Source organism: Kitasatospora sp. NPDC018619 (genome assembly GCF_044391605.1).
Lineage (GTDB): Bacteria > Actinomycetota > Actinomycetes > Streptomycetales > Streptomycetaceae > Kitasatospora.
Genome location: NZ_JBISAI010000002.1, coordinates 477137 through 502732, shown reverse-complemented (window position 1 = coordinate 502732; position 25596 = coordinate 477137). Strand labels below are relative to the sequence as shown.

Below are 25596 nucleotides of genomic sequence, written 5' to 3'. Positions count from 1 at the left end.
CATCGCAAGGCGGAGGAGGGAGCCACTGCGGAGCATTGGCGACCGACGACAACGCGGCGAGGTGTGTGCCCCGACGTCGCGCACCCGGCGAGAACTGTCAGACACGCCCCAGCTAGGACCGTGAGGGAGGCCGGAGCTCAGCTCAGGCAGCGGCCGATCACCAGCTCCGGGCGGATCCGGATCCGGACCGTGCCGTCCGGGTCGTCCGTACCGTCCGGCGCGGCCGTCCGGGCCGCCGGGCGGACCTGGGCACGGCCGAGGACGGTGACGAACCAGCCGGTGCCGTCCCGGCCGTCCATCTCGTCGGCCTCGAAGGCGATCACGGCGCCGTCGACCGCCCGGGCCAGTTCGGAGCCGGCCGGGGCCGAGACCAGCACGCCGCCGGGGGCCAGCCGGAACGGCACCGGCAGGACGGCCGGGAGGGCGCCGACGGTGTACACCACCCGGCCGACCTCGGCCCGGGCCAGCAGTTCCAGCGACCGCTCCCGGTCGAGCTCGCGTGCTCCGGGCGGGCCGGGCGGGCCGGAGCGGTCGTACGGGCCGGGCCGCCCGGGGGCCGGGACGCGGGGGGACGGGACGTGGTCGCGGTTCATGCGAGCGATGCTCGCCCGGGCGCGGACCGGCCCGCGAGGGCCGATGGTCCCGGCGGGGGCCCTGCCGGGCCCCCGCCCGGTGGGGTCCCGGGCCCGGGACCGACCGGCCTCGGGCGCAGGGCCCACCAGCCTCGGGCGCAGGGGCCCTTCGGGCCGGGCCCGCAGGGCCCTTCGGCGTCAGAACCGGCCGGAGCGCAGCACCGGGGGCTGCGGGGCGGCGGAGGCCTGGCGCAGCTCGGTGGCGATCAGGGCGGCCTGCACCCGGCGCTCGACGCCGAGCTTGGCGAGCAGCCGCGAGACGTGGTTCTTGACGGTCTTCTCGGCGAGGTAGAGCCGCTCGCCGATCTGCCGGTTGGTCAGGCCCTCGCCGATGAGTTCGAGGACCTCCTGCTCGCGCGCGGTCAGGCCCGGCCCGGTGGTGACCGGCCGGGCGGGCTCGGCGTCGCTGCGCAGGCGGTTCAGCAGGCGCGTCGCGGCGCCGGAGTCGAGCATGGAGCGCCCGGAGGCGACGGTGCGGACGGCGGCGACCAGGTCCGTCCCGCTGATCTGCTTGAGCACGTACCCGGCGGCGCCCGCCATCACGGCGTCCAGCAGCGCCTCCTCGTCGTCGAAGGAGGTCAGCATCAGGCAGGCCAGCCCGGGCATCCGCGAGCGCAGCTCCCGGCAGACCGACACGCCGTCGCCGTCGCCCAGCCGGACGTCCAGCACGGCCACGTCGGGCCGCAGGGCGGGCACCCGGACGAGCGCCTGCTCGGCCGTCGCCGCCTCCCCGACCACCTCCAGGTCCGGCTCGCCGTCCAGCAGGTCGTGCACCCCGCGGCGCACCACCTCGTGGTCGTCCAGCAGGAACACCCGGACCGGCGCCGAGGCCTCGGCACCCTCCGTCTTGGTCGCCATCACGCGGCTCCACCTTCGTCACCCCCGCACACTCCCAGCGGGGCCCAGGGCATCATCCCGTACGGCCGGCCGTTGGGCCCAGGGCCCAACGGCCCCATTGGGGCCGGGCCCTGTGGCCCGGCCCGCACGGCGCCCCCGGCCGGTCCCCGGCGGGCCCGGGCGCCCTCAGCGCCCCTGGCGCCGCACGTTGCCCAGCCCCATCAGCAGGAAGGCGAGCGCGACGCCCGCGCCGCTGACGGCCGCGAGCACCACCCGGGGCAGCACCTCGCCGCCGCCCGACAGCAGGATGGCCGCCGCCCCGAGCGAGGCGACGGCCGCACCGACCACCAGCCAGCCCGCCAGGGCCATCGCCGGCGCCCGCCGGGAGCGCGGGGCGGGCCCGGCGTCCAGCGCGGCCCAGCGGGCGGCCGTCTCCCGGACCTCCCGGCGCCGGTCCCACAGCGCCCGCAGCCGCAGCGCCGTGCCGCCGACCAGTCCGGCGAGCGCGATCTGGGCGGCGGGCCGCCAGTCCGGCAGGACGAGCAGCAGCCCGCCCGCGAGCGCGAGCGCGGCCCACCACAGCACGCAGGCCGCGGCGGCCGTGCGGGTGGAGCGGGGCCGGTCGGCGCCGGCCTGGAGGTCGGCGATGGCGGGCAGGTACCAGACACAGCCGCTCGCGGTGAGGGCGGCGGTGCCGATGGCGAGAACGGTGTGGTTCACGACCCGGCCTTCCTGGTCACGAAGGGGTGGGGAGGGTGGGAGGGGGTGCGGGGCGCAGGCCGGCCCCGCCCGCCCGGGGGCAGCGACGCGGGCGGGGCCGGCGTTCGGGGGCGGGGCCGGTCAGTCCTCGGGCCCGGTGCGGTCCGCGGACCGGGAGGCGGGCGCGGCCGCCCGGGCCGCCCGGGCCGCCCGGCCCAGCGGCCGGTCGTACTTCGCCGGCTCCACGTCGCCGAGGTGGGTGGCGGGCTTGCCGCTGTTCTCCAGGACGTCGCGGGCCGCGATGTCCGGGTGGTGGAGGTCGAAGGCCGGGGATTCGGAGCGGATCCGCGGCAGCTTGACGAAGTTGTGCCGCGGCGGCGGGCAGGAGGTGGCCCACTCCAGCGAGCGGCCCCAGCCCCACGGGTCGTCCTCGGTGACCCTCTCGCCGTACTTGGCGGTCTTCCAGACGTTGTAGAGGAACGGCAGGATCGACAGGCCGAGCAGGAACGAGCCGATGGTCGAGACGGTGTTCAGGGTGGTGAAGCCGTCCGACGCGAGGTAGTCGGCGTAGCGGCGGGGCATGCCCTGGGCTCCGAGCCAGTGCTGCACCAGGAAGGTGGTGTGGAAGCCGACGGTGAGGGTCCAGAAGGTGATCCTTCCGAGCCGCTCGTCGAGCTTCTTGCCGGTCATCTTCGGCCACCAGAAGTGGAAGCCGGCGAACATCGCGTAGACCACCGTGCCGAACAGCGTGTAGTGGAAGTGGGCGACGACGAAGTACGAGTCCGAGACGTGGAAGTCGATCGGCGGGGCCGCGAGCAGCACGCCGGTCAGGCCGCCGAAGAGGAAGGTGACCAGGAAGCCGACCGTCCAGAGCATCGGGGTCTCGAAGCTCAGCGAGCCCTTCCACATGGTGCCGACCCAGTTGAAGAACTTCACACCGGTCGGGACGGCGATCAGGAAGGTCATGAAGGAGAAGAAGGGCAGCAGCACCTGCCCGGTGACGTACATGTGGTGCGCCCACACCGTCACGGACAGGCCGGCGATCGCGACGGTGGCCGCGATCAGGCCGGCGTAGCCGAACATCGGCTTGCGGCTGAAGACCGGGATGACCTCGGAGACGATGCCGAAGAACGGCAGCGCCAGGATGTACACCTCGGGATGGCCGAAGAACCAGAACAGGTGCTGCCAGAGCATCGCCCCGCCGTTGGCCGGGTCGAAGACGTGCGAGCCGAACTTGCGGTCGCACTCCAGCGCCAGCAGCGCGGCGGCCAGCACCGGGAAGACCAGCAGCACCAGCACCGAGGTCAGCAGCACGTTCCAGCAGAAGATGGACATCCGGAACATGGTCATGCCCGGCGCGCGCATGCAGATGATCGTGGTGATGAAGTTGACGGCGCCGAAGATGCTGCCGAAGCCGGACAGCGTCACGCCCATGATCCACATGTCGGCGCCGACGCCGGGCGAGTGGATCGCGTCGGACAGCGGCGCGTACAGGAACCAGCCGAAGTCGGCGGCGCCCTGCGGGGTCGCGAAGCCGGCCGCGGCGATCAGCGAGCCGAACATGAACAGCCAGTAGGACAGCATGTTCAGGCGCGGGAAGGCGACGTCCGGCGCGCCGATCTGGAGCGGCATGATCCAGTTGGCGAAGCCGGTGAACAGCGGCATGGCGAACAGCAGCAGCATCACCGAGCCGTGCATGGTGAAGGCCTGGTTGAACTGCTCGTTGGAGAGGATCTGCGTTCCGGGCCGGGCGAGTTCGGCGCGCATGACCAGGGCGAGGATGCCGCCGATCAGGAAGAACGCGAACGAGGACACCAGGTACATGGTGCCGATCGTCTTGTGGTCGGTGGTGGTCAGCAGTCTGACCAGGGCCGACCCGGGCCTCCTGGCCCTGACCGCCCCGGCCGGGAGGGCCGTCGGCGGTGAGGTGGGGTCGCCCTGTGCCTGGGTGGCGCTCAAGGACGCACTCCTTCGGAACGTCGTGCGAATGGATGGCGATCCATGATCCGAACAGGCCGCCTCCGCACCCCAGGGCCCTTCGGCCCGCGCGCCCGGGGCCGCTGGGCCCGAGTTCCCGGGCCCCGACCGGGACCTCCCGACCGGGCGCACGGGGGCTCCCGACCGGGCGGCCGGTGCCCCGACCGGGCGACCGACGCCTCCCGACCGTACGGCGGGAGTGTCCTGACCGGCCGTCGGGCCGCCGCCCGGCCGTACGGCGCGCCGCGCTCGGGCCGCGCTCGCCGCGGCGCTGAGCCCCGGTCGAGAACCGCCGGAACCGGCCGCCGACCGCCGCTGCGCCCGGCCGCCCGACGCAGCGCCGGGAACCGCCCGCCCGCCCGGCCCGGGCGGGCCCCGCCCGCTCGCCCGACCTGCCGGAACACCGTACGAAACCCACCCCCGATCCCACCCGCCGGAGCCCCGCCTGTGTGCCCGGCGTGACCGGACCCGGTCGATTCGGTGCCCTTCAGCGCCGATCGGCCGTCCAGTAGCCTGCGCCCACCACCGAACGGCCGCCCGCCGCGCGCCCGAGCCCCGCCCCACCGCCGCCGACCACGCCCCGGAGGTACGCCGATGCCCCTGGCCCAGCCCGCCACCCCCGCCCGGGTGCGCTTCGCCGTGCTCGGGCCGCTCACCGGCGAGGCCGACGGCCGTCCGCTGGCCCTCGGCCCGCTGAAGCAGCGGCTGGTCCTGGCCGTCCTGCTGATCCGCGCCAACACCGCCGTCCCGGTCGAGCTGCTCACCGACGCCGTCTGGCCCGAGGAGCCGCCGCGCACCGCCCGCAAGAACCTCCAGGTCTACGTCTGCGCGCTGCGCACCCTGCTCGGCCGCGAGTCCGGGCCCGACCGGCTGGTGCACTCGTCGGCCGGCTACCTGCTGCGGGTCGCCGAGCCCGAGCTGGACCTGCTCCGGTTCCGGGCCCTCGCCCGGGCCGGCCGCGCCGCCGCCGACGGCGGGGCGCTCGCCCCCGCCGCCCGGCTGCTGCGCCAGGCCCTCGACCTCTGGCAGGGCCCGCCGCTCGCCGACCTGCGCCGCTCCCCCGCCGTCGAGGCCGAGGCGCGCCGGCTGGAGGCCCGCTGCCTGGGCGTCCACGAGGACTGGGCGGAGGCCGAGTTGGAGCTCGGCAACGCCGGCGCCGTCGCCGAGGACCTGGCCGAGCTCGCCGAGCGCCACCCGCTGCGCGAACGCCTCCAGGCCGCCCGGATGAACGCCCTCCACCTCTCCGGCCGCCAGGCCGAGGCGCTCGCCGTCTACGACACCCACCGCCAGCTGCTCGCACGGGAGTTGGGCCTGGAGCCGAGCCCGGCGCTGACCGCCCGCTACCGCGAGCTGCTCGCCCGCGGCCGCTCCCTGCCCCCCGCCTCCGGACCGGACCGCGGCACCGCCCCGAGCGGCGCCCTGCTGCCCACCGACACCGCCGACTTCACCGGCCGGACGGACGAACTACGATTGATCGTCGGGGAGTTGGGCGGTGGCGGCGGCCGCGTCGCGGTGCTCTCCGGCCCGGCCGGCAGCGGCAAGACCGCGCTCGCCGTGCACGCCGGCCACCTGCTCGCCGACCGCTTCCCGGACGGCCGGGTGCTGGTACGGCTGCGCACCGAGGACGGCACCGCCCGCCCGCTGGCCGAGGTGCTCGCCGAACTCACCGCCCTCACCGCCCGCCCGGGCACCGCCCCCGCCGCCGACCCCGGCGACCCGGGCCGGGCCGCCGCCCTGTGGCGCGCCTCGCTCGCCGGCCGCCGGCTGCTGCTGATCCTGGACGACGCCCCCGGCGAGGCCGTGGTCCGCGAGCTGGTGCCGGGCTCCGGCCCGGGCGCCGTGCTGGTCACCTCCCGCAGCCAGCTGGCCGGCCTCGCCTCGGTGCGCCGCGTCGCCGTCCCGCCGCTCGCCCCGGCCGAGGCCCTGGACCTGCTCGGCCGCATCGTCGGCACCGGCCGCACCGGCGCCGACCGCGCGGCCGCCGCCCGGATCGTGGCCGCCTGCGGGCTGCTGCCGCTCGCCGTACGGGTCGCGGGGACCCGGCTGGCCGTGCTGCGCCACCTCCCGCTCGCCGAGTACGCGGCCCGGCTGGAGGACCCGGCGGGCGCCCTGGACGAGCTGGTCGCCGGGGACGTCACCGTCCGGGCCCGGCTGGACTCCGGCTGGCGCGACCTCACCGACCAGGGCCGGCTCGCCCTGACCCGGCTCGCCGCCCTGCCGCTCGACCTGCTCTTCACCCTCCCGGAGGCCGCCGCCGCGCTGGGCCGGCCCGAACGGCTCGCCCTGCGCACCCTGGAGGCGCTCACCGACACCGGGGCGGTCACCTCCCCCACCGGCGAGGTCACCGCCCATGCCGCGCTGTACGCGCTGCCCCGGCTCACCCACCTGCACGCCCGGGAGCGGGCGCTGGAGGGCGCGCTGCCGTAGCGCACGGCGCCCCGGCTCACCCCAGCGTCAGCAGGTCCAGGACGTCCGGGCGCTCCTCCTCCAGGCCGCACAGCGCGAGCAGCACCCCCGCCGCGCCCGTGTGCAGGTCCGCCGAGAAGCGCCGCAGCCGCATCCCCGGCACCAGCAGGCCCTCCGGGCGGGCCACCAGGTGCCACTGGAGCCTGCGCACCTGCCCGAGCACGGCCTCGCGGTCCGGCGCCGGGCCCAGCCGGTCCAGCGCCAGCGTCAGCCCGACCCGCCCCCGGAACAGCCCGGGCTCCCGGATGAACCCGGGGGCGCAGACCTTCCGCACGTCCGCCAGGAAGGCCTCGCCCCCGGGCAGCTCCCCGTGCGCCAGGTACTCCCGCAGGACCAGCGCGATCCCGCTGCTGCCCCGGTCCAGGTAGGCCAGCCGCCGCCCGGCCTCCAGCACCTGCACCGACCCGTCGGGCACCCGGACGCACCGCGCGAGCGCCTGCTCCAGCGCGGTCCGCGCGGAGTCCAGCAGCCAGCGCTCGCCGGTCCGCCGGTACAGCCGCAGCTGGAGCAGCGCGATCCCGGCCTGCCCGTACAGCAGCCCGGCGGCCGCGGGCGCCTCCAGCCCGGGCACCGCCTCGCCGCGCAGCGCCGCGGCCAACTCCCGTGCGTCGTCCAGCGCGCGGGCCAGCTCGCCGGGGCTGTCCAGGGCGTCCGCCAGTCGCAGCCGGGCCAGCGCGGCGCCGGCCCGGCCGCCGAACAGGCCCGCCTCGCGCGCCGGGTGGGCGGTGCGGGCGCGCTCGGCCAGCTCCTCGGCCGCCTCCGGCCGGCCGATCCGGGCCAGCGCCAGTGCGGTGCCGAGCGGCCCCTCGTACAGCCCGCCGGCGCCCGGGCGCGTCGCCCGCCGGCGCACCGCCGCGACCAGCCAGTCCGCGTACTCCCCCGGCCAGTCGGCGCCGGCCCGGTGCAGCGCGTACAGCACCCCGGCCGCGCCGTGCGACACGCCCGTACCGCCGTCGGCGAAGCCCGCCACGTCCCCCGGGAAGAGCCGGTCCGGGCGGTCCGGGGTGGCCCCCGCGTGGATGCCCGCGACCAGCTCCCGGCGCGCCGGGTCCAGCGAGGGCCCCTCCAGCAGCTCCCGGCCGCGCCGCTCGCTCGCCGACTCCACCGGCGCGGACCGCGCCGACGCCACCGCTCCAGGCCGCACCGGCCCCTCCTCCGGTCCCAGTCCGAACCACTCCCGCGCCCGGCGTTCCAGCGCCGGGAGCTTGCCCGGATCGCAGTCGGCGAGCTCCAGCACCGGCATCAGCAGCATCAGCCAGGTGGCCCACAGCTGGTAGCGGTCGGCCTCGGCGCCGTCCAGGCCGGGCGGGACGTGCTGCCCCGCGGCCCCGGCGAGCGGCACCCGCCGGTCGTCCAGCCCGGCCGCGTACTCGAAGTCCACCAGCACCACCGAGCCGTCCGGCCGGAGCACCACGTTGGCCGGGTGGAGGTCCCCGAAGCGCACGCCCCGCGCGTGCAGGGCGTCCAGCGCCCGCGCCAGCCCGTCCACCACGCCGCCCACCCACCGCGCGTAGTCGGCGCGCTGCGCGGCGGTGCAGTCCTGGTGCACCAGCGGGTAGCGCCGGACGGCCTCGGTGAACAGCTGGACGCCCTCGATGTGCTCCTGCACCAGGAAGGTGTGCTCCCACACCGTGCGCACCTCGTGCAGCCGGGGCACGCACGGCAGCCCGGCCAGCCGCTCCAGCGCCCACTGCTCGCGCCGCAGCCTGGTCAGCGCGTCCGCCCCCGCGCCGTCCAGCCCGGCGTACGGGCGGGCCTCGCGCAGCACCACCCGCTCGCCGCTCCCGGGCCGCTCCGCCAGGTAGATCCCACCGGCGTTGGAGAACCGGAGCACCTCGACGATCCGGTACGGCAGGTCCCCGGCGGCCGCCTCCCGGGCGGCCAGGTGCGGGCGCAGCGCCGCCGGCGGCTCGACCCACGCGGGGAGCCGGAAGACCGGCTCGCGCCGGTCCGGCACCAGCGTGCCGGACGGGTCCCGCAGGGCCGGGACGCAGCGGCCCCGCTCGTCCCGGCACCACAGCTCGACGAAGGCCCCGTAGCGGGCGTACACCGGCGCGTCGCCGATCCGCAGGTCGGTGAGCACGTACGGCCCGGGGAAGCCCTCCAGCTCCCGCGCCAGCTCCTCGGCCAGGGCCAGGAAGCCGGCCTCCGTGGCCGGGTAGGCGGTGACGAACTTGCCGCTGCCGCCGCGGCCCGTGAACTTGCCGTTCGCCACCCGCAGCGCCGCCGGGCTGCGCAGGAACTTGAACGCCACCCGACGGGCGGTGCAGATCCGCGCGACGACGGCCAGCGTCCGCTCGGCGCCGTCCGGTACGGCCGACACGTGCAGCTTCCAGCCCTGCTCGGGCAGGGGGGCGCCGACGGGCCGCAGCGCCGTCCACAGCCCGCGCTGCTCGCGCCGCCAGCCCCGGGGCGGCTCGCCGAGGCCCAGCGGGTAGCGCTCCGCGCCGTCGCGAAGCCGTCCGGGGGTGTCGTAGTACGTCGGATCGGCGAGGCAGTACAGCTGGGTGGCGTGGGCGTCGGCCATGGCGCGCCTCCTGTTCGGGGTTCTCCGGGGGTTCCGAGGGCGTCCGGGGGTTCCGGCGCGGGGTGGGTCGGACGGCGGCGGGCCGGCCGGCGGTGGGTCAGCCGGCGGTCGGCCGGGCGGCGGTGGCCCGCACGGCGGGGCCGGGCACCGGCCCGCGCCGGACCGGCGGCGCCCAGGTCACCACCGCCGCGCAGAGCCCGACGGCCAACGCCAGCACGGCGAAGGTCCGGGTGCCGCCGAGCGAGCCCAGCAGGGCGCCGCCCACCAGCGGGCCGAACGGCTGGACGAGCGTGGACAGGAAGCCCGCCGCGCTCTGCACCCGGCCGAGCCGGTCGGGCGGCGCGGCGGTCAGCATCCCCGAGACGAAGCCGATGCTGGCCACCGTGGACAGGCTCATGCAGACCGCGCAAAGCAGCCCGATCACCAGCGGCGCCCGGGTCAGCACCAGCACCCCGGCGGTCAGCGCGCACGCCCAGCAGGCGAGCGCGACCAGGCTGCCGTCCCGGGCGCGGGCGCCGAGCCGGGGGGCGAGCAGCGCGCCGGCCAGGGCGCCGGCCGCGGTGCAGGAGACGACGGTGCCGGCGCCGAGGCCGGAGCGGCCGCCGTCGGAGGCGACGGCCAGGGTGGCGAACATCAGCGCGCTGAACGCGAAGTTCATCCCGAGACCGAAGATCAGCAGCAGGGTGCGCAGGTAGGGCTGGTGCCACAGGAAGGACAGCCCCGCGGTCAGCTCGGCCCGGCTGAACACCGGTCCGCGCGTCGCGGCGGGCCGCGAGCGGGTCCGGATCAGCGCCACGCACACCGTGGACAGCAGCAGCCCGACGCCCTCGGCGACGAACGGCAGCGCCGGGTGCCAGGCGAACAGCGCCCCGCCGCCGAGCGGTCCGGCCAGCCGGGCGGCGGCGCCGCGCGCCTGCATCCGCGAGGACGCCTCGCGGGCCTGCCCGGCGGGCACCACCGCGCGCAGCAGGGCGCCGGCCGCGGGCCCGTAGACGCTGGAGACCAGCGCCCCGGCGGCGGCGACGAGGAGCACCAGCGCCAGCGGGGCGCGCCCGCGCAGCACGGCAACGACGAGGGCGGTGACCGCGAGCAGGCTGAAGACGTCGCAGATCCGCATCAGCCGGCGCCGCTCGATCCGGTCGGCGAGCACCCCGCCGGGCAGCGTGGTGAGCAGCAGCGCGCCGACCGCCACGGTGCCGACGGCGCCGGCCCGGGCCGCCGAGCCGGTCTCCCGCAGGACCAGCAACGGAAGGGCGATCGAGGCGAGTTGGGATCCGAGCGAGGCCATCAGGCCGCCGGCCCAGAGCAGCCGGAAGTCCCGGTTGCGGGTGAGCGGGGTGGGCTCCATGGCCGTCCTCCGGGGGCAGGCGGGGCGCCGTCGGGCGCGCGGGTCGGGCCGGGGCGGCCCCGTCCCGGCGGGACCGCCCCGGTGGCCTTGCGGTGGTGGCCGGCGGCCGGGGGCGGCGGTGCGGCCGCCACCCTGCGCGCGGGCCCGGTGAGGCGCTCCGGTCAGGCGGAGGTCTCGGCGCCGGCGACGTAGCTGATCAGGCTGAAGCAGTTGCCGTCGGAGGCCTCGCTCAGGACCTTCATGGCCTGGAGGTCCAGGATGTTGGCCGCGTGCGCCTCGACCTCCGGGGTCTCCTCGCCGCTCTCGCCGACGTTCTGCTGCCCGATGTTCTCGGCCATGGTCGAACTCCTCTCCATACGGGGGCTGGTGACGGATCCGACGGGCGGCTGCCCGCCGTTGCCGACCATCGTGGGGCGGGCCGGCTGCGCACGGCTTCGGGGCCGGTCGGGAACCGGTATGGCCGCAGGTCGGGGCGGTGCCGGCGGCCCGCGCGGGGCGGTTCCACGCCCCCGGCGGGGCCCCGCACCCCGCCTCGCCTGCGGCCATACCGCCCGCCAGGCGCTCCCGAACCGGGCCCGAAGCCGGGCCCGCGACGCTGGGGCCCGGCCCCGGGCCGCGACGCCCGCGCCCCCGTGGCGCCGCTGCGCCGTACCCGCCCCGCACCCCCTGCACGCCAGTACGCCCGCACACCCCGCACACCCCGCACAGCGAAGGACGACCGAAGGACGGCCCCCATGCCCTGCCCACTCTGCGCCCAACTCGTCGGCACCAACGACCAGTTCTGCCCCTCCTGCGGAACCGCCCGAGGCGCCGCCCTCGACCTGGCCGGCGAGGAGCGCAAGCTGGTCACGGTGGTCTTCTGCGACCTGGTCGACTCCACCGCGCTGTCCGGCGCGCTCGACCCGGAGACCCTGCGCGAGGTGATCCTGCGCTACTTCGAGCGGATGCACCGCCGCATCGAGGCGCACGGCGGCACCCTGGAGAAGTTCATCGGGGACGCCGTGATGGCCGTCTTCGGCGTCCCGGTGGTCCGCGAGGACGACGCCCACCGGGCGCTGGCCGCCGCGCTCGCCATGCTGGAGGACCTGGAGGACCTCAACACCGAGCTGGACGCCACCCTCGGGGTCCGCCTGGACGTCCGGATCGGCGTCAACACCGGCCAGGTCGTGGCGGGTTCGGACGCCTCCGCGCGCCAGGCGCTGATCTCCGGCGAGACGGTGAACATCGCCGCCCGGCTCCAGACCCAGGCCGCCCCGGGCCAGGTGCTGATCGGCCCGCAGACGCTGCGCGCGGCGGGCCCGGCCGCCCAGGTGGACGAGGTCGGCCCGCTGCGCCTCAAGGGCAAGGCCGAGCCGGTCACCGCCTACCGCCTGGTCGGCCTGGACGAGGACGACCCGGAGCTGCTGCGCCGCTTCGACGTGCCGCTGGTCGGCCGTGAGCGCGAACTGGCCCAGCTGGACGCCGCACTGGCACGGGTGGCGGGCGGCCAGGGGGCCGAACTGCTGCTGGTGGCCGGCGAGGCGGGCATCGGCAAGACCCGGCTGGTACGCGACTGGCGCGAGCGCGTCGGCCGGCGCACCGCGCGCTGCGGCACCGCCCGCTGCCGCAGCTTCGGCGAGCAGGGCGTGCTGGCGCCGCTCGCCGAGGCGGTCCGGACGCTGCTGGACGAGCCCGCGGGCGCCGCCCCCGCCGAGGCGCTGGCCCGGCTGGACGAGGCGACGGCGCCGGGCCTGGGCACCGGCCGCTCGCTGGAGCTGCTGGCGGCGATCCTGCGGGGCCGCACCGTCGAGCGCCCGGCCGTCCTGGTCCTGGACGACTGCCAGTGGGCCGGCCCGGCGCTGCTGGACGCCGCCGGGCGGCTGGCCGCCGAGCTCGGCGCGGCGCCCGTGCTGCTGCTCTGCCTGACCCGCCCCGAGCTCCCGGCCGCCCGCCCGGAGCTGCCGGCGCTGCCGGTCGGCGGCCTGTCCTGGGACGAGTCCGCGCTGCTGGCCGCCCAGTTGACCGAGCTGAGCGCCCACCAGGACGCGGTGCCCACCCGGCTGCTGGAGCGCGCCGAGGGCAACCCGCTGCACCTGGAGGAGCTGCTCGCCGCCCTCACCGAGACCGAGGGCCCCGCGCCGTCCGACGAACTCCCGCCCACCGGACGGGCGTTGCTCAGCGCCCAGATCGACGGGCTGGAGCGCGACGAGCGCGCCACACTGGACCTCGCCGCCATCCTCGGCCGCGCCTTCACCGCCGCCGAACTCGCCGAACTCGCCCACGGCGGCAGCGACCGGGACGCCTTCGCCGATCCCGAGGACGACGTCTTCACCGGCCCGATCGACGGCCTGCCCGCCGGCCCCGCCGCCGGCGCCGACGACACCACCCCGCCGCGGCTGCACGCCGCGCTGGCCCGGCTGGCCGAGCTGCGGCTGGTCGAACCGACCGGCACCGGCTACCGGTTCAGCAGCGGGCTGGTCCAGGAGTCGGTCTACCAGTCGATGTCCAAGCGGGCCCGCGCCGAGCGCCACGAGCGCGCCGCCGACCTGCCGGCCGTCCGCGCCACCGGGGCCGCCGCCGTCGGCGGCCACCTGGAGCGCGCCCACCGCTACCGGCTCGAACTCGGCCTGCTGGACACCTGCACCGACGTCCTGCGCACCCGCGCGGCCGCCGCCCTCGGCACCGCCGGGGCCGGTGCGCTGGCCCGCGCCGACCTGCCGGCCGCCACCGACCTGCTGGAGCGCGCCGTGCGGCTGCACTACCCGGGCGAGCGCGCCGCCGGCCCCGCGCTGCGCCGCCTCGGCGAGGCCCGGCTGGCGCTCGGCCGCGCCGACGAGGCGCTGCCCGTCCTCGCCCAGGTGCGGGACGCCGCCGCCGACCCGCTGGACGCCGCGCACGCCCGGCTGCTGCTGGCCTCCCGCGGGCTGCCGCCCGGCCCGGACCAGCCCGCCGCGACGGCCCGCGCCGTGCTGCCGCTGTTCACCGACGCCGGGGACGACCTCGGCCGGGCCCGGGCCGGGCTGCGGCTCGCCGAGGAGCACCTGCTGGCCGGCCGGCACGCCGAGGCCGAGCGGCTGCTGGACCTGGCCCTCGACCAGGCCGCCCGCACCGAGGCGGAGCTGGACCGGGCCGCCGTGCTGGCCGCGCTGGCCGCCTCGCTGCTGGCCGGCCCCGAGCCCGTCCCGAACGCGACCTTCCGGCTGCGCGCCCTGCTCGCCGAGCACGGCAGCGGCCTGCGGACCGTCCGGGTCGCGCTGAACGGCCCGCTGGCCGTCCTGCTGGCGCTGCGCGACCGCCCGGAGGAGGCCGAGCTGCTGCTCGCCGAGGCCAACGGGCTGGCCGGGGAGCTGTCGCTGGCCGAGGCGATGGTCGCGCTGCCCGCACTGACCGCCCAGGCGGCGGCCGCGCTGGGGCAGAGCGGCCAGGCGCTGGACCTGCTCGCCGACGCCGCCGGCATCGCCCGCCACCAGGGCAGCCCCGCCCCGCTGCCGCGGCTGGCCCTGACCACCGCCAGGGTGCTGCTGGACACCGACCGCCCCGCCGAGGCGGCCCGGCACCTGGACGGCGCGGACGCCGTCGCCGCGCTGCCGCCGGTGCTGGCGATCGAGCTGGACGCGCTGCGCGGCCGGCTCGCCGCCGCCCGGGGCGAGGCCGCGCCGGCCCTGGACCTGACCGCCGCCGCGCTGGCCGCCGCCGAGGCCACCGAGTCGCTGCTGCTCCAGGCGCTGACCGCGCTCGACCGGGCGCACGCCCTGCTGCTGCTCGACCGCCCCGCCGAGGCCGCGGTGGCCGCCGCCACCGCCCGGGACCGGTTCGCCGCCAAGGGCCACCTGCCGGGCGTGCGCCGCGCCGAGCGGCTCGGCGGCGCCCGGTGACCGGCCCGGCCGGCCTCACCTGGAGCCTGCGCGACCGCACCCCGGCCGACCTCCCGGTGCTCGCCGACGCCGTCGGGCCCGAGGGCGACGCCGCCGGGGGCGCGGGCACCGGCAAGGGCGTGCGGGTCTGCGTGGTCGACTCCGGCGTCGAGCCCGACCACCCGCTGGTCGGGCCGCTGCAGGGCTCCTGGGCGGTGGTCAAGGACCCGGTGACCCGGGAGCTGACCGTCCGCCCCGACACGACCGGCGACACCTGCGGGCACGGCACCGCCTGCGCGGGCATCATCCGCCGCACCGCCCCGGACTGCGAGCTCTACAGCGTCCGGGTCCTCGGCGAGCGCTTCACCGGCACCGGCGACATGCTGATCGCCGGGCTCCGCTGGGCCGTCGGGCAGGGCTTCGACGTCGTGAACCTCAGCCTCTCCACCACCCGGACCCGCTTCCTGGAGCAGCTGCACGCGATCGCCGACGACGCCTTCTTCGCCCGCACCGCGATCGTCGCCTCCGCCCACAACACCCGGGTGGAGAGCTACCCCTGGCGGTTCTCCTCGGTCATCTCGGTGGGCAGCCACCAGGAGGACGACCCGGAGCTGCACCTGTACAACCCGGCGCCGCCGGTGGAGTTCTTCGCCCCCGGCCAGAACGTCCGGGTGCCCTGGCTCGGCGGCACCACCATCCGCACCACCGGCAACAGCTTCGCGACCCCGTACGTGGCCGGGCTCTGCGCCCGCGTCCTGTCCCGGCGGCCCCGGCTGACCACCTTCCAGCTGAAGGAGGCGCTCTACCTCGCCGCGGCCAACGTGCGGGTCCCTTCCACCCCCACCCCGGAGGCGCCCGATGACCCTCAGCACTGACCCCGCCGTCGACCCGCTGGCCCGCGAGCTGCTCCAGTCCGTGGTGGACGTGGCCCGGGCGATCTTCGGCGCGCAGGCCGGCTCGGTGTGCCTGCTCGACGAGGCGGCCGGGGAGCTGGTCTTCCAGGCCGTCTCCGGGCGGGGCGAGGAGTCGCTGGTGGGCCGCCGCTTCCCGGCGGGCCGGGGCATCGCCGGCTGGGTGGCCGCCTCGGGCGAGCCGATGGTGGTGGACGACCTGGGCGCCAACCGCACCTTCGACCGGGACTTCGCCGAGTCCACCGCGTACGTCCCGACCGCCCTGATGGCCGCCCCGCTGACCCACGGCAGCCGGGTGCTCGGCGTGCTGGAGGTGCTGGACCCGGCCCCGCAGGCCCGCGCCAGCCTGCCCGAGCTGGACCTGCTGGCCATGTTCGCCCGCCAGGCGGCCGCCGCCCTGCGGGTGATCGCCGAACGCTCCCCCGCCCCGGAGCCCGCCCCCGACCGCACCGCCGCCCTCGGCCTGCTGGCGGACCTGGAGGAGCTGCTGCGGCGTCAGCCCTGACCGGGCGCCAGACGGGCGAGCTGCCCGCGCTCCAGCGCCGCGTACACCGTGCCGTCCGGGGCGACGGCGATGCCGTGCGGCTCGGCGCCCTCCCCCGGGAGGCGGTGGCCGTCCGGCCGTCCGCCCGGGGCGAGCACCCCGATCCGGCCGGCGCCCCACTCGGTGAACCAGAGCCGGCCGTCCGGCCCGGCCGCGACGGCGTGCGGCCGGGCCGAGCGGTCGGCCAGCGGGTACTCCGTCACCTCGCCGTCCACCGTGATCCGCCCGACCAGGCCGCCGCCGATGCCGACGTACCACAGGGCGCCGTCGCGCCCGGCGGTGATGCCGACCGGCGCGGTGCCCGCGGTGGGCAGCCGGTGGACGGCCACCTCGCCGTCGACGGCGACCCGCGCCACCGCGTCCGCCCGGTTGAGGGTGCACCACAGCGCGCCGTCCGGCCCGGCGGCGATCAGTGAGGGGAAGGCCCCGGCCGCCGGCAGCCGGTACTCCGTCACCTCGCCGTCCACGGTGATCCGCCCGACCCGGTCGGCGTTCGGCTCGGTGAACCAGAGCGCGCCGTCCGGCCCGGCGGCGATCCCGTACGGCCCGGGCTCGCGGCCCGGCAGCGCGAAGGACGTCGCCGTCCCGTCCGGGGCGATCCGCCCGATCCGGTGGTCCCGCATACGGGTGAACCAGAGCGCGCCGTCCGGGCCTGCGGTGATCACCGCGGGCCCGCACCCCGGCGCGCCGAGCCCGTACCGCCGCACCGCCCCGTCCGGCCCCAGCCGGCCGACCTCCCCACTGTGCACCAGCGTGAACCACACGGCGCCGTCGGCCCCCACGGCCACCCCGTACGGGCCGGCCCCCGCCCCGGCCACCTCGATCAGTTCCATGCGCCCCCTCGACTCTCTATTGCGACTACTGTCGCTTTAGAGTCGCACACGGGTTCATGCCCCGGCAACCGGCTCCCTCGCCGCCCCGCGGTCCGGGTCCCCGCGCAGGACCGTGACCACGCCCATGGCGGCGGCGCAGACCGGGACGGCGAGCAGGGCGCCGATGATCCCCGCGATGCCGGATCCCGCCACCACCGCGACCATGATGGTGGCCGGGTGCAGCTCCACCGTCCGGCTCTGGATCACCGGCTGGAGGACGTTCCCCTCGACCAGCTGCACCGCGAGCACCACGCCGAGCGCCCACAGCGCCGTACCGAGGCCGCCGTCGGCCAGGGCCACCAGGACGGCCACCGTGCCGGACAGGAAGGCCCCGACGAACGGGATGTAGGCGCCGATGAAGACCAGCGCACCGAGGCCGGGGGCGCCCGGCACGCCCAGCGCCAGCAGGCCGACGGTGATGAAGCCCGCGTCGATCAGGGCGATCAGGGTGGTGCCGCGCATGAACCCGGCCATCGCGTCGAAGGCCCGGTCGGCGCAGGCGACCACGGTCGCCGCGCTGCGCTCCGGCAGGTAGGAGCGGATGGCGTCGCCGGTGCGGTGGCCGTCCCGCAGGAAGAAGAACACCAGGGCGAGCGAGAGCACCGCCCCGGTGATCAGCTGGGTGAGCAGGCCGAGCCCGGAGAGCACGCCGCTGGTGAGGGTGGAGACCAGCGAGTTGGTCTCGCCCTTCGCGTTGCTCAGCGCGTGCTGGATCTTCGCCCCGAACGGGCCCAGCCAGTCCGCCAGCCGCTCGCCGGCCTCCTGGAGCGAGGAGGCGATCTGCGGGGCGCTGTGCACCAGGGAGTTGACCAGCAGCGCGATCACCCCGCCGACCGCGGCGACCAGCACCGTGCAGGTCAGCCCGGCCGCCAGCCCCCGCCCGACACCCCGGCGCACCAGCCACGGCACCACCGGGTACAGCAGCGACGCCCCGAGCAGCGCCAGCACGAACGGCACCGTCGCGGCCCGCAGTTCGACCAGCGCGAAGACCACCAGCGAGGCGACGGCGATCAGCAGGATCACCGCCACCGACCAGGCCGCCGCCTGCCGCAGCCCGGGCGGCAGCATCAGGTACGGCCTGCGGTGGTCCGGCTGCCGCTGCTCGCCGGGCGCGCGCTCCACGGACACGGCCACCTCCGACCGGGGTCGTCGACGTTTCCGGACCGCCCCAGCTCAGCAGAGGTTCCGGCGCCCCGCGCGGCGGATCGGCCGGGAGCACCCGAACGAGCTACCCGGCCCCGGACCGCACGGCACCGCCGCCCGCCGGGGCCGGCCGGGCCCGCCGGCCGCCCGGGCTCACCGGCGGGCGTCCAGCACCGAGCGCAGCACGCCGACCCGGTTGGAGGTGATGGAGGCGACCCCGGTGTCGCGCAGCCTGCGCATGGTGCGCCGCAGGTCGGCCGTCCAGGTGGAGACGGCGAGCCCCTGCTCGGCCGCGGCGGCGGCGAAGTCGGCGGTGACCAGGCCGAACGGCGGGTTGAGGTAGCGCGGGCGCAGGTCCTCCAGCAGGGCGCGCCCGGGCAGCCGGGGCTGCTTCCAGGTGAGCGCGATCTCGGCGTCCGGGCTCAGTTCGCGCACCGCGAGCATGGCCGCCGCGGGGCCGCAGAAGGCGACCGCCCGCTCGGCGCCGAGCCCGGTGACCACCGACCAGGTGGCGGCGGCCGGCCGCGCGTCGTCCAGGTCGAGCAGCAGCCGGCGCCCCTCGGCGCCGGCCACCGCCTTGACCGCCTCGGCGAGGGTGGGGACGGTGTACGGGCCCTGCCGCAGCTGTGCCAGCTGCTCCTCGGTGACCCGGTCGATCGGGCGCCGGTCCCCCCAGAGCCGTTCCAGCGTGCGGTCGTGCAGCAGGACGGGCACCCCGTCCCGGGTGAGCTGGACGTCCACCTCCACGGCGTCGGCCCCGGCGGCGAGCGCCGACTCGACGGAGGGCAGGGTGTTCTCCCGGAACCGGAACGGATCCCCGCGGTGGGCGACGGCGAGCGGCTTGGCGGCGGCGGTCATCGGATCCTTCCGGCGAGCCAGGGGGTGAGGTCGCGCAGGCCGAGGTCCGCGCGGTGGCTCCGCTCCCCCGGGACGGTGACGATCAGCGTGGTGGACGGCGGGAAGGTGCGCGCCCTGACGTGCACCAGGTCGGACCAGACGGCGTTCAGGAAGCCCGGGACGCGGTCGCGGTCGACGTCGAAGGCGATGCCCTCGACGGTCACGGCGACCTCGTCGTGGGTGAACAGCCGGACGGTGACGGCGGGGCGGCCGTCGAACTCCAGCAGCGCCTCGTGCGGGACGGCGTCGTCCAGCTCACCGCCCGGGCCCTGCGGCTCGACCAGGCCGGCGAAGGTCCGGTCGCGGCCGATGTCGTGCTGGGCGCGGACGGTGCGGCCGTGCCGCCGGGCCACCGCCTCGATCGCGAGCACGGCGCTCTGGGTGGTCGGCAGGTGCGGGGGCGCCATCCGGGCATCTCCTTCGGTTCCGGGACGGGTGACGGGGGTCGTCGGGGGGCGTCAGCGCCGTTCGACCATCACGTTGGTGGACTTGATGACCGCCGTGGCGGGGGCGCCGGGCACGAGGTCCAGCTCCTCCGCCGACTCCCGGCTGATCAGCGAGACCACCCGGAACGGCCCGGCCTGGATCTCCACCTGCGCGGCCACGTCGCCGAGCACCACGTCGGTGACGATCCCCGGGAAGCGGTTGCGCGCCGAGGAGGGCCGGCCCTCCGCCTCGGCGTTCTCCGGCCGGGCCAGCTCCCGGGCGAAGGCGGCGAGCTCGGCGCCGGGGATGATCCGGTGCCCGTGCTCGTCCCGCGTGGCGGCGACCCGCCCGGCGTCCACCCAGCGCCGCATGGTGTCGGCGCTGACGCCGAGCAGCGCCGCGGCCTCGCCGATGCGGTACGGGTTGGCCGGCGCCTCGGGCTGGCCCATGGGTTCTCCTGACGGTGGTTCGAGTGGCGCGGGGCGGGTGCCCCCGCGCCATCCTGCCGTACGGGCGGTGCGGGTGGTCGCGCGAGGGCCGTCACGGCTCGCCGAAGAGGTCGCGCCGCACCGCGTCCCCGGCGGTGAGCACCGCCCCGGCGAGCACCGCGCCGCCGCCCGCCGTGCCGGCCCGCACCTCGGTGCTCAGCGGGGAGAGGCCGGCCAGCCGCCGTTCCACCCGGCCGGCCAGCTCCGGCCCGCCGGCCCGGCCGATCTCGCCGCCGAGCACCACGCAGCCCGGGTCCAGCACCACGCAGACGCTCGCCGCACCGATCGCGACGCGCTCGGCCAGCTCGTCCAGGAAGGCCCCGCCCGCCGGGCCGGCCGCGAGGGCGGCCCGGACGGCGGCCTCCGCGGCCGCGGCGTCCCCGGCCGGGTCGGCGGGCAGTCCGTGGGCGCGGGCCAGCTCGCAGACGGCGGCGCTGCCGACCAGGCCGTGGAAGCCGCCCTCGCAGCTGTCGGCGCTGGGCAGGCCGACGGTGCCGGGCACGGGCAGGAAGCAGATCTCGCCGGTGCCGCCGGAGAATCCCCGGCGCAGCCGCCCGTCCAGGACCACCGCGGCACCGACGCTGTGGCCGAGCCACAGCAGCACGAAGGTGTCGCGGTCGCGGGCGGCGCCGACCCGGTACTCGGCCCTCCCGGCGAGGTTGACCTCGTTCTCCAGGATCACCTGGGTACCGGGCAGCTCCCGCAGAGCGGCGAGGAGTTCGGCGTGCCAGGCAGGGAGCTTGCCGGTGCTCTGCAGCCGCCCGGTGGCCGGGTCGACCAGCCCGGGGGCGCCGACCGCGACGGTGTGCAGCCGCTCGACGCCGGCGCCGCGCGCGGTCTCCCGCAGGGCGGCGACGACCGCGGCGGCGGTGTCCGGCCCGCCGTCGCCCTCGACCGGCACCTCCGCCGTGCCGAGGCTGCGCCCGGCGAGGTCGGCGACGACGAGGCTGACGCCGCCGGAGCGGACGTCGAAGGCGGCGAGGTGGGCCCGGGAGGCGACCAGCGCGTAGAGCCGGGCGTTGGGGCCGCGCCGCTGCTCACCGCGCTCGCCGACGACGGCCACCAGACCGGTGCGCTGGAGGCGTTCGAGCAGGTCGGCGACGGTCGGCCGGGACAGCCCGGTGAGGTCGCGCAGCTCGGTCGCGGTGAGCGGGCCCTGTTCGAGCAGGAGGTTGAGCGCCAACCGGTCGTTGATCGCCCTGGCGGTGCTCGGCGTGGCGGCTCGCGCGGTGGTCATGGCGGCTCATCCTTCCAGATCATCCTTCCGGAGTGTTTCTATCAGGTTCCCTTCCTGATAATTTATCGACCGTCACAGGGCACTGTCGCGCCCCGCCCCGCGCGACCGGGAGGGAAACCGCATGACCGGGACCACCGCACCACCGCCGCCGGAGCCGGAGCCGTTGACGGCGCCGCGCCGGGCCCGGGCGAGCATCGCCCTGGTCTTCTGCGTGCACGGGGCCGTCGGCGGCAGCTTCGTCACCCGCATCCCCTGGCTCCAGGACCGCCTCGACCTCTCCGCCGGGCAGCTCGGCCTGGCCCTGGTGATGCCCGCCGTCGGCTCCTCCCTCGCCATGCCGCTGGCCGGCCGCTTCGTGCACCGCTACGGCGGCCGGGCCGCCGTCCGCGGGCTGCTCTCGCTCTGGTGCCTGGCCCTCGCCCTGCCCGCGCTCGCCCCCTCCCTGCCGGCGCTGTGCGCGGTGCTGCTGGTGTACGGCGCCACCGCCGGGATGGCGGACGTCGCGATGAACGCCCAGGGCGTGGAGATCGAGCAGCGGCTCGGCCGCTCGATCATGTCCGGCCTGCACGGGATGTGGAGCGCGGGCGGCCTGCTGGCCTCCGCCTTCGGCATCCTCGCCGCCCACCTGGACCTCGACGCCCGGCTCCAGCTGGCCGTCACGGCCCTGGTCCTGCTCGCCCTCGCCCAGCCGGTCTGCCGCGGCCTGCCCGACATCCGGGCGCACGAGGGCGCGCAGGAGCCGCCGCGGTTCGCGCTGCCGCCGCGCAGCTCGCTGGTGATCGGGCTGGTCGGCTTCTGCGCGGTCTTCGCCGAGGGCGCCTCGATGGACTGGAGCGGCGTCTACCTGCGCGACGTCACCGGCTCCTCGGCCACCGTCGCCGCCGCCTCGTACACCGCCTTCTCGCTCACCATGGCCGTCAGCCGGCTCGCCGGGGACGCCGCGATCCGCCGCCTCGGCGCCGTCCGCACCACCCGGGCCGGCGGCGCCGTGGCCACCGTCGGCGGCCTGCTGGTGGTCGCCGCCGACAGCCCGGCGCTGGCCATCCCCGGCTTCGCCCTCATCGGCGTCGGCATCGCGGTGATCGTCCCGCTCGCCTTCGCCGCGGCCGGCCGGATCGGCAGCAACCCCAGCCAGGCCATCGCGGGCGTCGCCACCGTCACCTACACCTCCGGCCTGATCGCCCCCGCCGTCATCGGCGCCCTCGCCCAGGCCACCTCGCTGACCGTCTCCTTCGGACTGGTCACCGCACTCGCCTGCGCGCTGCTGCTGAGCGCCGGCGCGCTGCGGCTGGCCGAACGGAACCCGGACGGCGAAAACGTGACCGCACCGTCATCGGAAAAGCCTTCCGGAAAAGATCTCTCCACGATATGATGGTGAATTCCCGAGGGAATTCCCCAGTAGAGTCCAGAACCGCCGGGCGCACCGCGTCCGGCGGTTTTCGTGCTCCGCGAGAGGAATTCCCCGTGTGCTACGACCCGGACGCCGCCCCGCCCGCGCTCGGCCCCGCCCCGTGGCCTTTGGCCGAGGCCGCGCCGCTCACCCTGACCTCGGCCGACGGCACCCGGTTCGGCGCCTTCCTGGCCCGCCCGGAAATCGCCACCGGCGCCGGCGTGCTCGTCCTGCCGGACAACAGGGGCCTCTCCCCCTTCTACCGGCAGACCGCCGCCCGGCTCGCCGAACACGGCCACCCGGCCCTCGTCCTCGACTACTACGGCCGCACCGCCGGCGCCGCCCCGGAAAAGCGGCCGAAGGAATTCGGCGAAATGCCGGGGCTGCTCCCCCACCTGCTCGCGCTCACCCCCGGCGGACTGGACGCCGACATCGCCGCCGGGCTGGAACGGCTGCGCGCCGTCGGGCCCGCCGAGGTGGTCGCGCTGGGCTTCTGCTTCGGCGGCCGGCAGGCCTTCCGCACCGCCGCCCCGCGCTTCGGCCTGGCCGGCGCGGTCGGCTACTACGGCTACCCGGACGCCATCAACGGCTCCCCGGGGCCCACCCAGCTGGCCGGGGAGCTGACCGCCCCGATCCTCGCCTTCTGGGGCGGTGCCGACGAGCACGTCCCGGCCGAGGCCGTCGAGGCGTTCGACGCGGCGCTCACCGCGGCCGGCTGCCCGCACGAGTTCGTCGGCTATCCGGGCGCACCGCACAACTTCTTCGAGCTCGGCGCGGTCGAGCACGCCGACGCGGCCCGGGACTCGTGGCACCGTCTGCTGCGGTTCCTCGCCCGGGCACGGTGACCGCCCCGGAGGTCGACCCGCTGTCCCGCCGCGTGCGCCGCCGCTGCCCCGCCCGCGGCCCTGGCCTCCGCCGCGGTGGCCCTCGCCGCCCCGCCCGCCTCCGCCGCCGACTTCGGCCCCGCGCAGATCCGCACCGGCGGGCACCCGGGCCCGGCGGACCTCCGCCTGGGGGCGGCCGACGGGCGCACCGACGACGGCGTGCCGGTCCGGATCGGGCCCAGCGACCCGCCGGCCGGCACCCCGGCACCCCGGCACCCCGCGCCGGATCGTCAACGCCCACAGCGGGCTCGTGCTCGACCCGGCCGGCCGCGTCCTCGCGCCCGGAACGCCGGTCGTCCGGCAGGTCTACGACGCCGGCGCCACCGAGTTCCGGCGCTACGACCCGCCGAAGGACCCGTACGCCTGAGCCGGCGCCCGGGCCGCCGGCCGCCGCCGGGGACGGGTTAGGCTCGGCCGGTGTCCGAGCCCGATGCCCTGCTCCTCCCGCCCGCCGTGCCGCAGGCCCCCGCCGCCGCGCCGCGCTCCCCGTGGTGGCGGTTCGCCCTGCTGGTGGCGGTGCTCGCGGCGGCGGCCGGGTCACTGCTGCTGTGGAGCCCGACCGAGCTGCTGTCGGGCGGGCTCGCGGACCGGATGCCGGGGTACTGGTTCGGCCCGCTGTTCGCCCTGGTCTACGCGGTGGGGACGCTCGCCTTCGTGCCCCGGCCCGCGCTGAACGCGGCGGCCGGCCTGCTGCTCGGCATCCAGCAGGGCGTGCTGCTGGCGGTGCTCGGCACCACGGTGGGCGCCGCGCTGGCCTTCGCGCTCGGCCGGGGCCTCGGCCGCGAGGCGCTCCGCCCGTACCTGCGCGGGAAGGTCCTCGGGGCGCTGGACCGGCGGTTCACCGAGCAGGGCTTCCGCAGCGTGCTGGTCCTGCGGCTGCTGCCCGGGATGCCGTTCCAGGCGGCGAACTACGGCGCGGCCTTCTCCGGCGTCCGCTTCCTGCCCTTCGTGCTCGCCACCGCCCTCGGCGTGGTGCCGACCACCGCGGTGTACGTCACGGCGGCGGCCAGCGCCGGCCGGCCGGGCTCGGCGGCCTTCCTGCTCTCCGCGGGGGTGATCGCCCTGCTGGTGCTGGGCAGCGTGGTCGGGCTCTGGCGGGCGGCCCGCGGCCGCCGACGGGCGGCGGCGGGCTGACCGGGGGCGGCGAACCCGCCGGGCCGACCGAGCCGCGCGCTCCGACCCGGGGTGAAATCCGCTCGCGCCCGCGCCCCGCCGGGCGCCAGGATGGCACGCATGACCGAACCGAACCCGCGGGTGGACCCGCCGATGACGGCCGACGAGGCCGCCACCCTGAACGCCTTCCTCGACTACCACCGCGGCACCCTCGCGCTCAAGTGCGAGGGCCTGACCGACGACCAGCTGCGGCGGCGCTCCGTCCCGCCGTCCAACCTCTCGCTGCTGGGCCTGGTGCGGCACATGGCGGAGGTGGAGCAGTACTGGTTCCAGTCCGTCCTGCTCGGCCGGGAGATCACCGAGGGGCACTTCTGGACCGAGGAGAACGAGGACGGCGACTTCGACGACGTCGACACCGCCGACGTCGCGGCCGACTTCGCCACCTGGCGCGCCGAGGTCGAGGGCGCCTGCCGCGCCGCCGCCGGCCTGCCGCTGGACACCGTCGGCAAGCGGCCGCGCCGCGGCCGGCCGGTGACGCTGCGCTGGATCCTCACCCACATGATCGAGGAGTACGCGCGACACAACGGCCACGCGGACCTTCTGCGCGAATTGATCGACGGTTCGACCGGCGAGTGACCAGGCGTCCGCTGCGGCGGGTGAAATCGTTTCCGCATCGTTGACAGAAGGTCAATTGTGTCGTGACGCCGACCGATAAGGTCAACGCGCGCAACCGTACGGCGCTGCGCCGCGTCAGTGGGAGTGCCCGGGTCCGCCCGGGTTTCCGGCGCGGCACGACTCGTACGGGGGTTGCGAGCGGGCACGGGACCGGTGAACAGTGCGATACTCGGACAGTTCCGACGAGTGGATGACGTGTCAAGAACGGCACGCGCCCCCGGGGGACCAGGACGGGACGAGACAGGGAGGCGCGGCATGGGAGCACTTCGCGACGAGCACCACAACGGGTGGCTGATGCCCTCGGGGAACTACCCGGCCGCGGTGTACGAGGACGAGTGGGTCGACCAGGAGACGGTTCCGGCCGTCCCCGCGCCCGCGAAGATCGTCTCCCTGCGGCCGACGGGCTTCGAGGCGGCCCGGACGGTGGGCGAGCACATCCGGGCGAGCATCCCGGTGGTCATGGACCTCACCGAGATGGAGGAGGCCGAGGCCAAGCGCATGGTCGACTTCGCCTCCGGGCTGATCTTCGGCACCCGCGGCGGCATCGAGCGGATCGCCCGGCGGGTCTTCCTGCTCACCCCGGCCGACGTCGAGGTCATGGTGATCGACCGCCCGATGGACGACACCGGCTTCTACAACCAGAGCTGAGCGGCGCCGACCGCGTCCGACCACCCCGCGCAACCGGGGACGGGAACCC

Annotated in this window: 22 protein-coding genes; 9 read left to right on the top strand and 13 right to left on the bottom strand. The window is 77.0% G+C overall.

The genetic code is table 11. The annotated features are described in order from the left end of the window. Positions 1–137 precede the first annotated feature (137 nt). The 4 genes from ACH5AR_RS04790 to ctaD form a co-directional block, all read right to left on the bottom strand. On the bottom strand, positions 138–593 hold the full coding sequence (locus tag ACH5AR_RS04790) for a pyridoxamine 5'-phosphate oxidase family protein (RefSeq protein WP_396299937.1): 456 nt from the start codon (positions 591–593) through the stop codon (positions 138–140). Between the two features lie 177 nt (positions 594–770). Continuing rightward, a complete protein-coding gene (locus tag ACH5AR_RS04785; RefSeq protein WP_396299936.1) occupies positions 771–1490 on the bottom strand; it encodes a response regulator in 720 nt (239 codons plus the stop codon). A gap of 165 nt (positions 1491–1655) precedes the next feature. Further along, entirely contained in the window at positions 1656–2189 is a 534-nt protein-coding gene (locus tag ACH5AR_RS04780) for a hypothetical protein (RefSeq protein WP_396299935.1), read from the bottom strand. Positions 2190–2309: 120 nt separating this feature from the next. Beyond that, a complete protein-coding gene (gene ctaD / locus ACH5AR_RS04775; RefSeq protein WP_396299980.1) occupies positions 2310–3992 on the bottom strand; it encodes a cytochrome c oxidase subunit I in 1683 nt (560 codons plus the stop codon). Between the two features lie 747 nt (positions 3993–4739). Between ctaD and ACH5AR_RS04770 the strand changes: the two genes are divergently transcribed. Then, positions 4740–6572: a BTAD domain-containing putative transcriptional regulator gene (locus ACH5AR_RS04770; protein ID WP_396299934.1), complete on the top strand. Its 1833-nt coding sequence runs from the start codon at positions 4740–4742 to the stop codon at positions 6570–6572. Between the two features lie 16 nt (positions 6573–6588). Here the strand turns inward: ACH5AR_RS04770 and lanKC are convergent, their stop codons facing one another. The 3 genes from lanKC to ACH5AR_RS04755 all read right to left on the bottom strand — a co-directional run bounded on the left by lanKC (position 6589) and on the right by ACH5AR_RS04755 (position 10824). Then, positions 6589–9138 (bottom strand): class III lanthionine synthetase LanKC, encoded by a 2550-nt coding sequence (gene lanKC / locus ACH5AR_RS04765; RefSeq protein WP_396299933.1) that lies wholly within the window; start codon positions 9136–9138, stop codon positions 6589–6591. Positions 9139–9235: 97 nt separating this feature from the next. Beyond that, the gene (locus ACH5AR_RS04760) at positions 9236–10486 is read right to left on the bottom strand and encodes an MFS transporter (protein WP_396299932.1); all 1251 of its coding nucleotides are present in this window, start codon (positions 10484–10486) and stop codon (positions 9236–9238) included. 161 nt (positions 10487–10647) lie between these two features. After that, a complete protein-coding gene (locus tag ACH5AR_RS04755) occupies positions 10648–10824 on the bottom strand; it encodes a hypothetical protein (RefSeq protein WP_396299931.1) in 177 nt (58 codons plus the stop codon). Positions 10825–11220: 396 nt separating this feature from the next. On the opposite strand from ACH5AR_RS04755, the gene ACH5AR_RS04750 reads away from it, so the two are divergent. From ACH5AR_RS04750 to ACH5AR_RS04740, 3 genes are read left to right on the top strand one after another with little or no spacing between them, the layout of a single operon-like run. Continuing rightward, positions 11221–14340, top strand: a complete 3120-nt coding sequence (locus tag ACH5AR_RS04750) for an adenylate/guanylate cyclase domain-containing protein (protein WP_396299930.1) — start codon at positions 11221–11223, stop codon at positions 14338–14340. Beyond that, positions 14337–15194: a S8 family peptidase gene (locus tag ACH5AR_RS04745; protein WP_396299929.1), complete on the top strand. Its 858-nt coding sequence runs from the start codon at positions 14337–14339 to the stop codon at positions 15192–15194. Before ACH5AR_RS04750 ends, ACH5AR_RS04745 begins: the two co-directional genes overlap by 4 nt. After that, positions 15178–15735 carry a GAF domain-containing protein gene (locus ACH5AR_RS04740; protein WP_396299928.1) on the top strand — a complete coding sequence of 186 codons (558 nt, stop codon included), beginning with the start codon at positions 15178–15180 and terminating at the stop codon, positions 15733–15735. The genes ACH5AR_RS04745 and ACH5AR_RS04740 overlap by 17 nt, the downstream gene beginning before the upstream one ends. Here the strand turns inward: ACH5AR_RS04740 and ACH5AR_RS04735 are convergent. The 6 genes from ACH5AR_RS04735 to ACH5AR_RS04710 form a co-directional block, all read right to left on the bottom strand. Further along, the gene (locus ACH5AR_RS04735) at positions 15726–16607 is read right to left on the bottom strand and encodes a virginiamycin B lyase (RefSeq protein WP_396299927.1); all 882 of its coding nucleotides are present in this window, start codon (positions 16605–16607) and stop codon (positions 15726–15728) included. The genes ACH5AR_RS04740 and ACH5AR_RS04735 overlap by 10 nt on opposite strands. A gap of 54 nt (positions 16608–16661) precedes the next feature. Beyond that, positions 16662–17768 carry an AI-2E family transporter gene (locus ACH5AR_RS04730; RefSeq protein WP_396299926.1) on the bottom strand — a complete coding sequence of 369 codons (1107 nt, stop codon included), beginning with the start codon at positions 17766–17768 and terminating at the stop codon, positions 16662–16664. 174 nt (positions 17769–17942) lie between these two features. Beyond that, positions 17943–18647, bottom strand: coding sequence for a glycerophosphodiester phosphodiesterase (locus ACH5AR_RS04725; protein ID WP_396299925.1), 705 nt, complete (start codon positions 18645–18647; stop codon positions 17943–17945). Further along, positions 18644–19093, bottom strand: coding sequence for a hypothetical protein (locus tag ACH5AR_RS04720; RefSeq protein WP_396299924.1), 450 nt, complete (start codon positions 19091–19093; stop codon positions 18644–18646). Before ACH5AR_RS04720 ends, ACH5AR_RS04725 begins: the two co-directional genes overlap by 4 nt. A 51-nt stretch (positions 19094–19144) precedes the next feature. Beyond that, on the bottom strand, positions 19145–19561 hold the full coding sequence (locus tag ACH5AR_RS04715; protein ID WP_396299923.1) for a molybdopterin-binding protein: 417 nt from the start codon (positions 19559–19561) through the stop codon (positions 19145–19147). Between the two features lie 91 nt (positions 19562–19652). Further along, complete coding sequence (locus ACH5AR_RS04710; protein ID WP_396299922.1) at positions 19653–20837, bottom strand: ROK family transcriptional regulator; 1185 nt, start codon at positions 20835–20837, stop codon at positions 19653–19655. 121 nt (positions 20838–20958) lie between these two features. Here ACH5AR_RS04710 and ACH5AR_RS04705 point away from each other — a divergent pair, with 121 nt between their 5' ends. The 5 genes from ACH5AR_RS04705 to ACH5AR_RS04685 all read left to right on the top strand — a co-directional run bounded on the left by ACH5AR_RS04705 (position 20959) and on the right by ACH5AR_RS04685 (position 25547). Further along, positions 20959–22209 carry an MFS transporter gene (locus ACH5AR_RS04705; protein WP_396299921.1) on the top strand — a complete coding sequence of 417 codons (1251 nt, stop codon included), beginning with the start codon at positions 20959–20961 and terminating at the stop codon, positions 22207–22209. Positions 22210–22301: 92 nt separating this feature from the next. Further along, the gene (locus ACH5AR_RS04700) at positions 22302–23072 is read left to right on the top strand and encodes a dienelactone hydrolase family protein (protein WP_396299920.1); all 771 of its coding nucleotides are present in this window, start codon (positions 22302–22304) and stop codon (positions 23070–23072) included. Positions 23073–23528: 456 nt separating this feature from the next. Next, positions 23529–24245, top strand: a complete 717-nt coding sequence (locus ACH5AR_RS04695) for a TVP38/TMEM64 family protein (protein WP_396299919.1) — start codon at positions 23529–23531, stop codon at positions 24243–24245. A gap of 99 nt (positions 24246–24344) precedes the next feature. Continuing rightward, the gene (locus ACH5AR_RS04690; protein ID WP_396299918.1) at positions 24345–24860 is read left to right on the top strand and encodes a DinB family protein; all 516 of its coding nucleotides are present in this window, start codon (positions 24345–24347) and stop codon (positions 24858–24860) included. A 294-nt stretch (positions 24861–25154) separates the two neighbouring features. Next, entirely contained in the window at positions 25155–25547 is a 393-nt protein-coding gene (locus ACH5AR_RS04685; RefSeq protein ID WP_396299917.1) for a cell division protein SepF, read from the top strand. Positions 25548–25596: the final 49 nt, after the last annotated feature.

What these genes read in the sequence shown, in the direction of transcription:
- ACH5AR_RS04790 (WP_396299937.1), bottom strand. Translation starts at nt 593, where the DNA reads ATGAACCGCGACCACGTCCCGTCCCCCCGCGTCCCGGCCCCCGGGCGG.
- ACH5AR_RS04785 (WP_396299936.1), bottom strand. Translation starts at nt 1,490, where the DNA reads ATGGCGACCAAGACGGAGGGTGCCGAGGCCTCGGCGCCGGTCCGGGTG.
- ctaD (WP_396299980.1), bottom strand. Translation starts at nt 3,992, where the DNA reads ATGTACCTGGTGTCCTCGTTCGCGTTCTTCCTGATCGGCGGCATCCTC.
- ACH5AR_RS04770 (WP_396299934.1), top strand. Translation starts at nt 4,740, where the DNA reads ATGCCCCTGGCCCAGCCCGCCACCCCCGCCCGGGTGCGCTTCGCCGTG.
- lanKC (WP_396299933.1), bottom strand. Translation starts at nt 9,138, where the DNA reads ATGGCCGACGCCCACGCCACCCAGCTGTACTGCCTCGCCGATCCGACG.
- ACH5AR_RS04760 (WP_396299932.1), bottom strand. Translation starts at nt 10,486, where the DNA reads ATGGAGCCCACCCCGCTCACCCGCAACCGGGACTTCCGGCTGCTCTGG.
- ACH5AR_RS04755 (WP_396299931.1), bottom strand. Translation starts at nt 10,824, where the DNA reads ATGGCCGAGAACATCGGGCAGCAGAACGTCGGCGAGAGCGGCGAGGAG.
- ACH5AR_RS04750 (WP_396299930.1), top strand. Translation starts at nt 11,221, where the DNA reads ATGCCCTGCCCACTCTGCGCCCAACTCGTCGGCACCAACGACCAGTTC.
- ACH5AR_RS04740 (WP_396299928.1), top strand. Translation starts at nt 15,178, where the DNA reads ATGACCCTCAGCACTGACCCCGCCGTCGACCCGCTGGCCCGCGAGCTG.
- ACH5AR_RS04735 (WP_396299927.1), bottom strand. Translation starts at nt 16,607, where the DNA reads ATGGAACTGATCGAGGTGGCCGGGGCGGGGGCCGGCCCGTACGGGGTG.
- ACH5AR_RS04725 (WP_396299925.1), bottom strand. Translation starts at nt 18,647, where the DNA reads ATGACCGCCGCCGCCAAGCCGCTCGCCGTCGCCCACCGCGGGGATCCG.
- ACH5AR_RS04720 (WP_396299924.1), bottom strand. Translation starts at nt 19,093, where the DNA reads ATGGCGCCCCCGCACCTGCCGACCACCCAGAGCGCCGTGCTCGCGATC.
- ACH5AR_RS04715 (WP_396299923.1), bottom strand. Translation starts at nt 19,561, where the DNA reads ATGGGCCAGCCCGAGGCGCCGGCCAACCCGTACCGCATCGGCGAGGCC.
- ACH5AR_RS04710 (WP_396299922.1), bottom strand. Translation starts at nt 20,837, where the DNA reads ATGACCACCGCGCGAGCCGCCACGCCGAGCACCGCCAGGGCGATCAAC.
- ACH5AR_RS04705 (WP_396299921.1), top strand. Translation starts at nt 20,959, where the DNA reads ATGACCGGGACCACCGCACCACCGCCGCCGGAGCCGGAGCCGTTGACG.
- ACH5AR_RS04690 (WP_396299918.1), top strand. Translation starts at nt 24,345, where the DNA reads ATGACCGAACCGAACCCGCGGGTGGACCCGCCGATGACGGCCGACGAG.
- ACH5AR_RS04685 (WP_396299917.1), top strand. Translation starts at nt 25,155, where the DNA reads ATGGGAGCACTTCGCGACGAGCACCACAACGGGTGGCTGATGCCCTCG.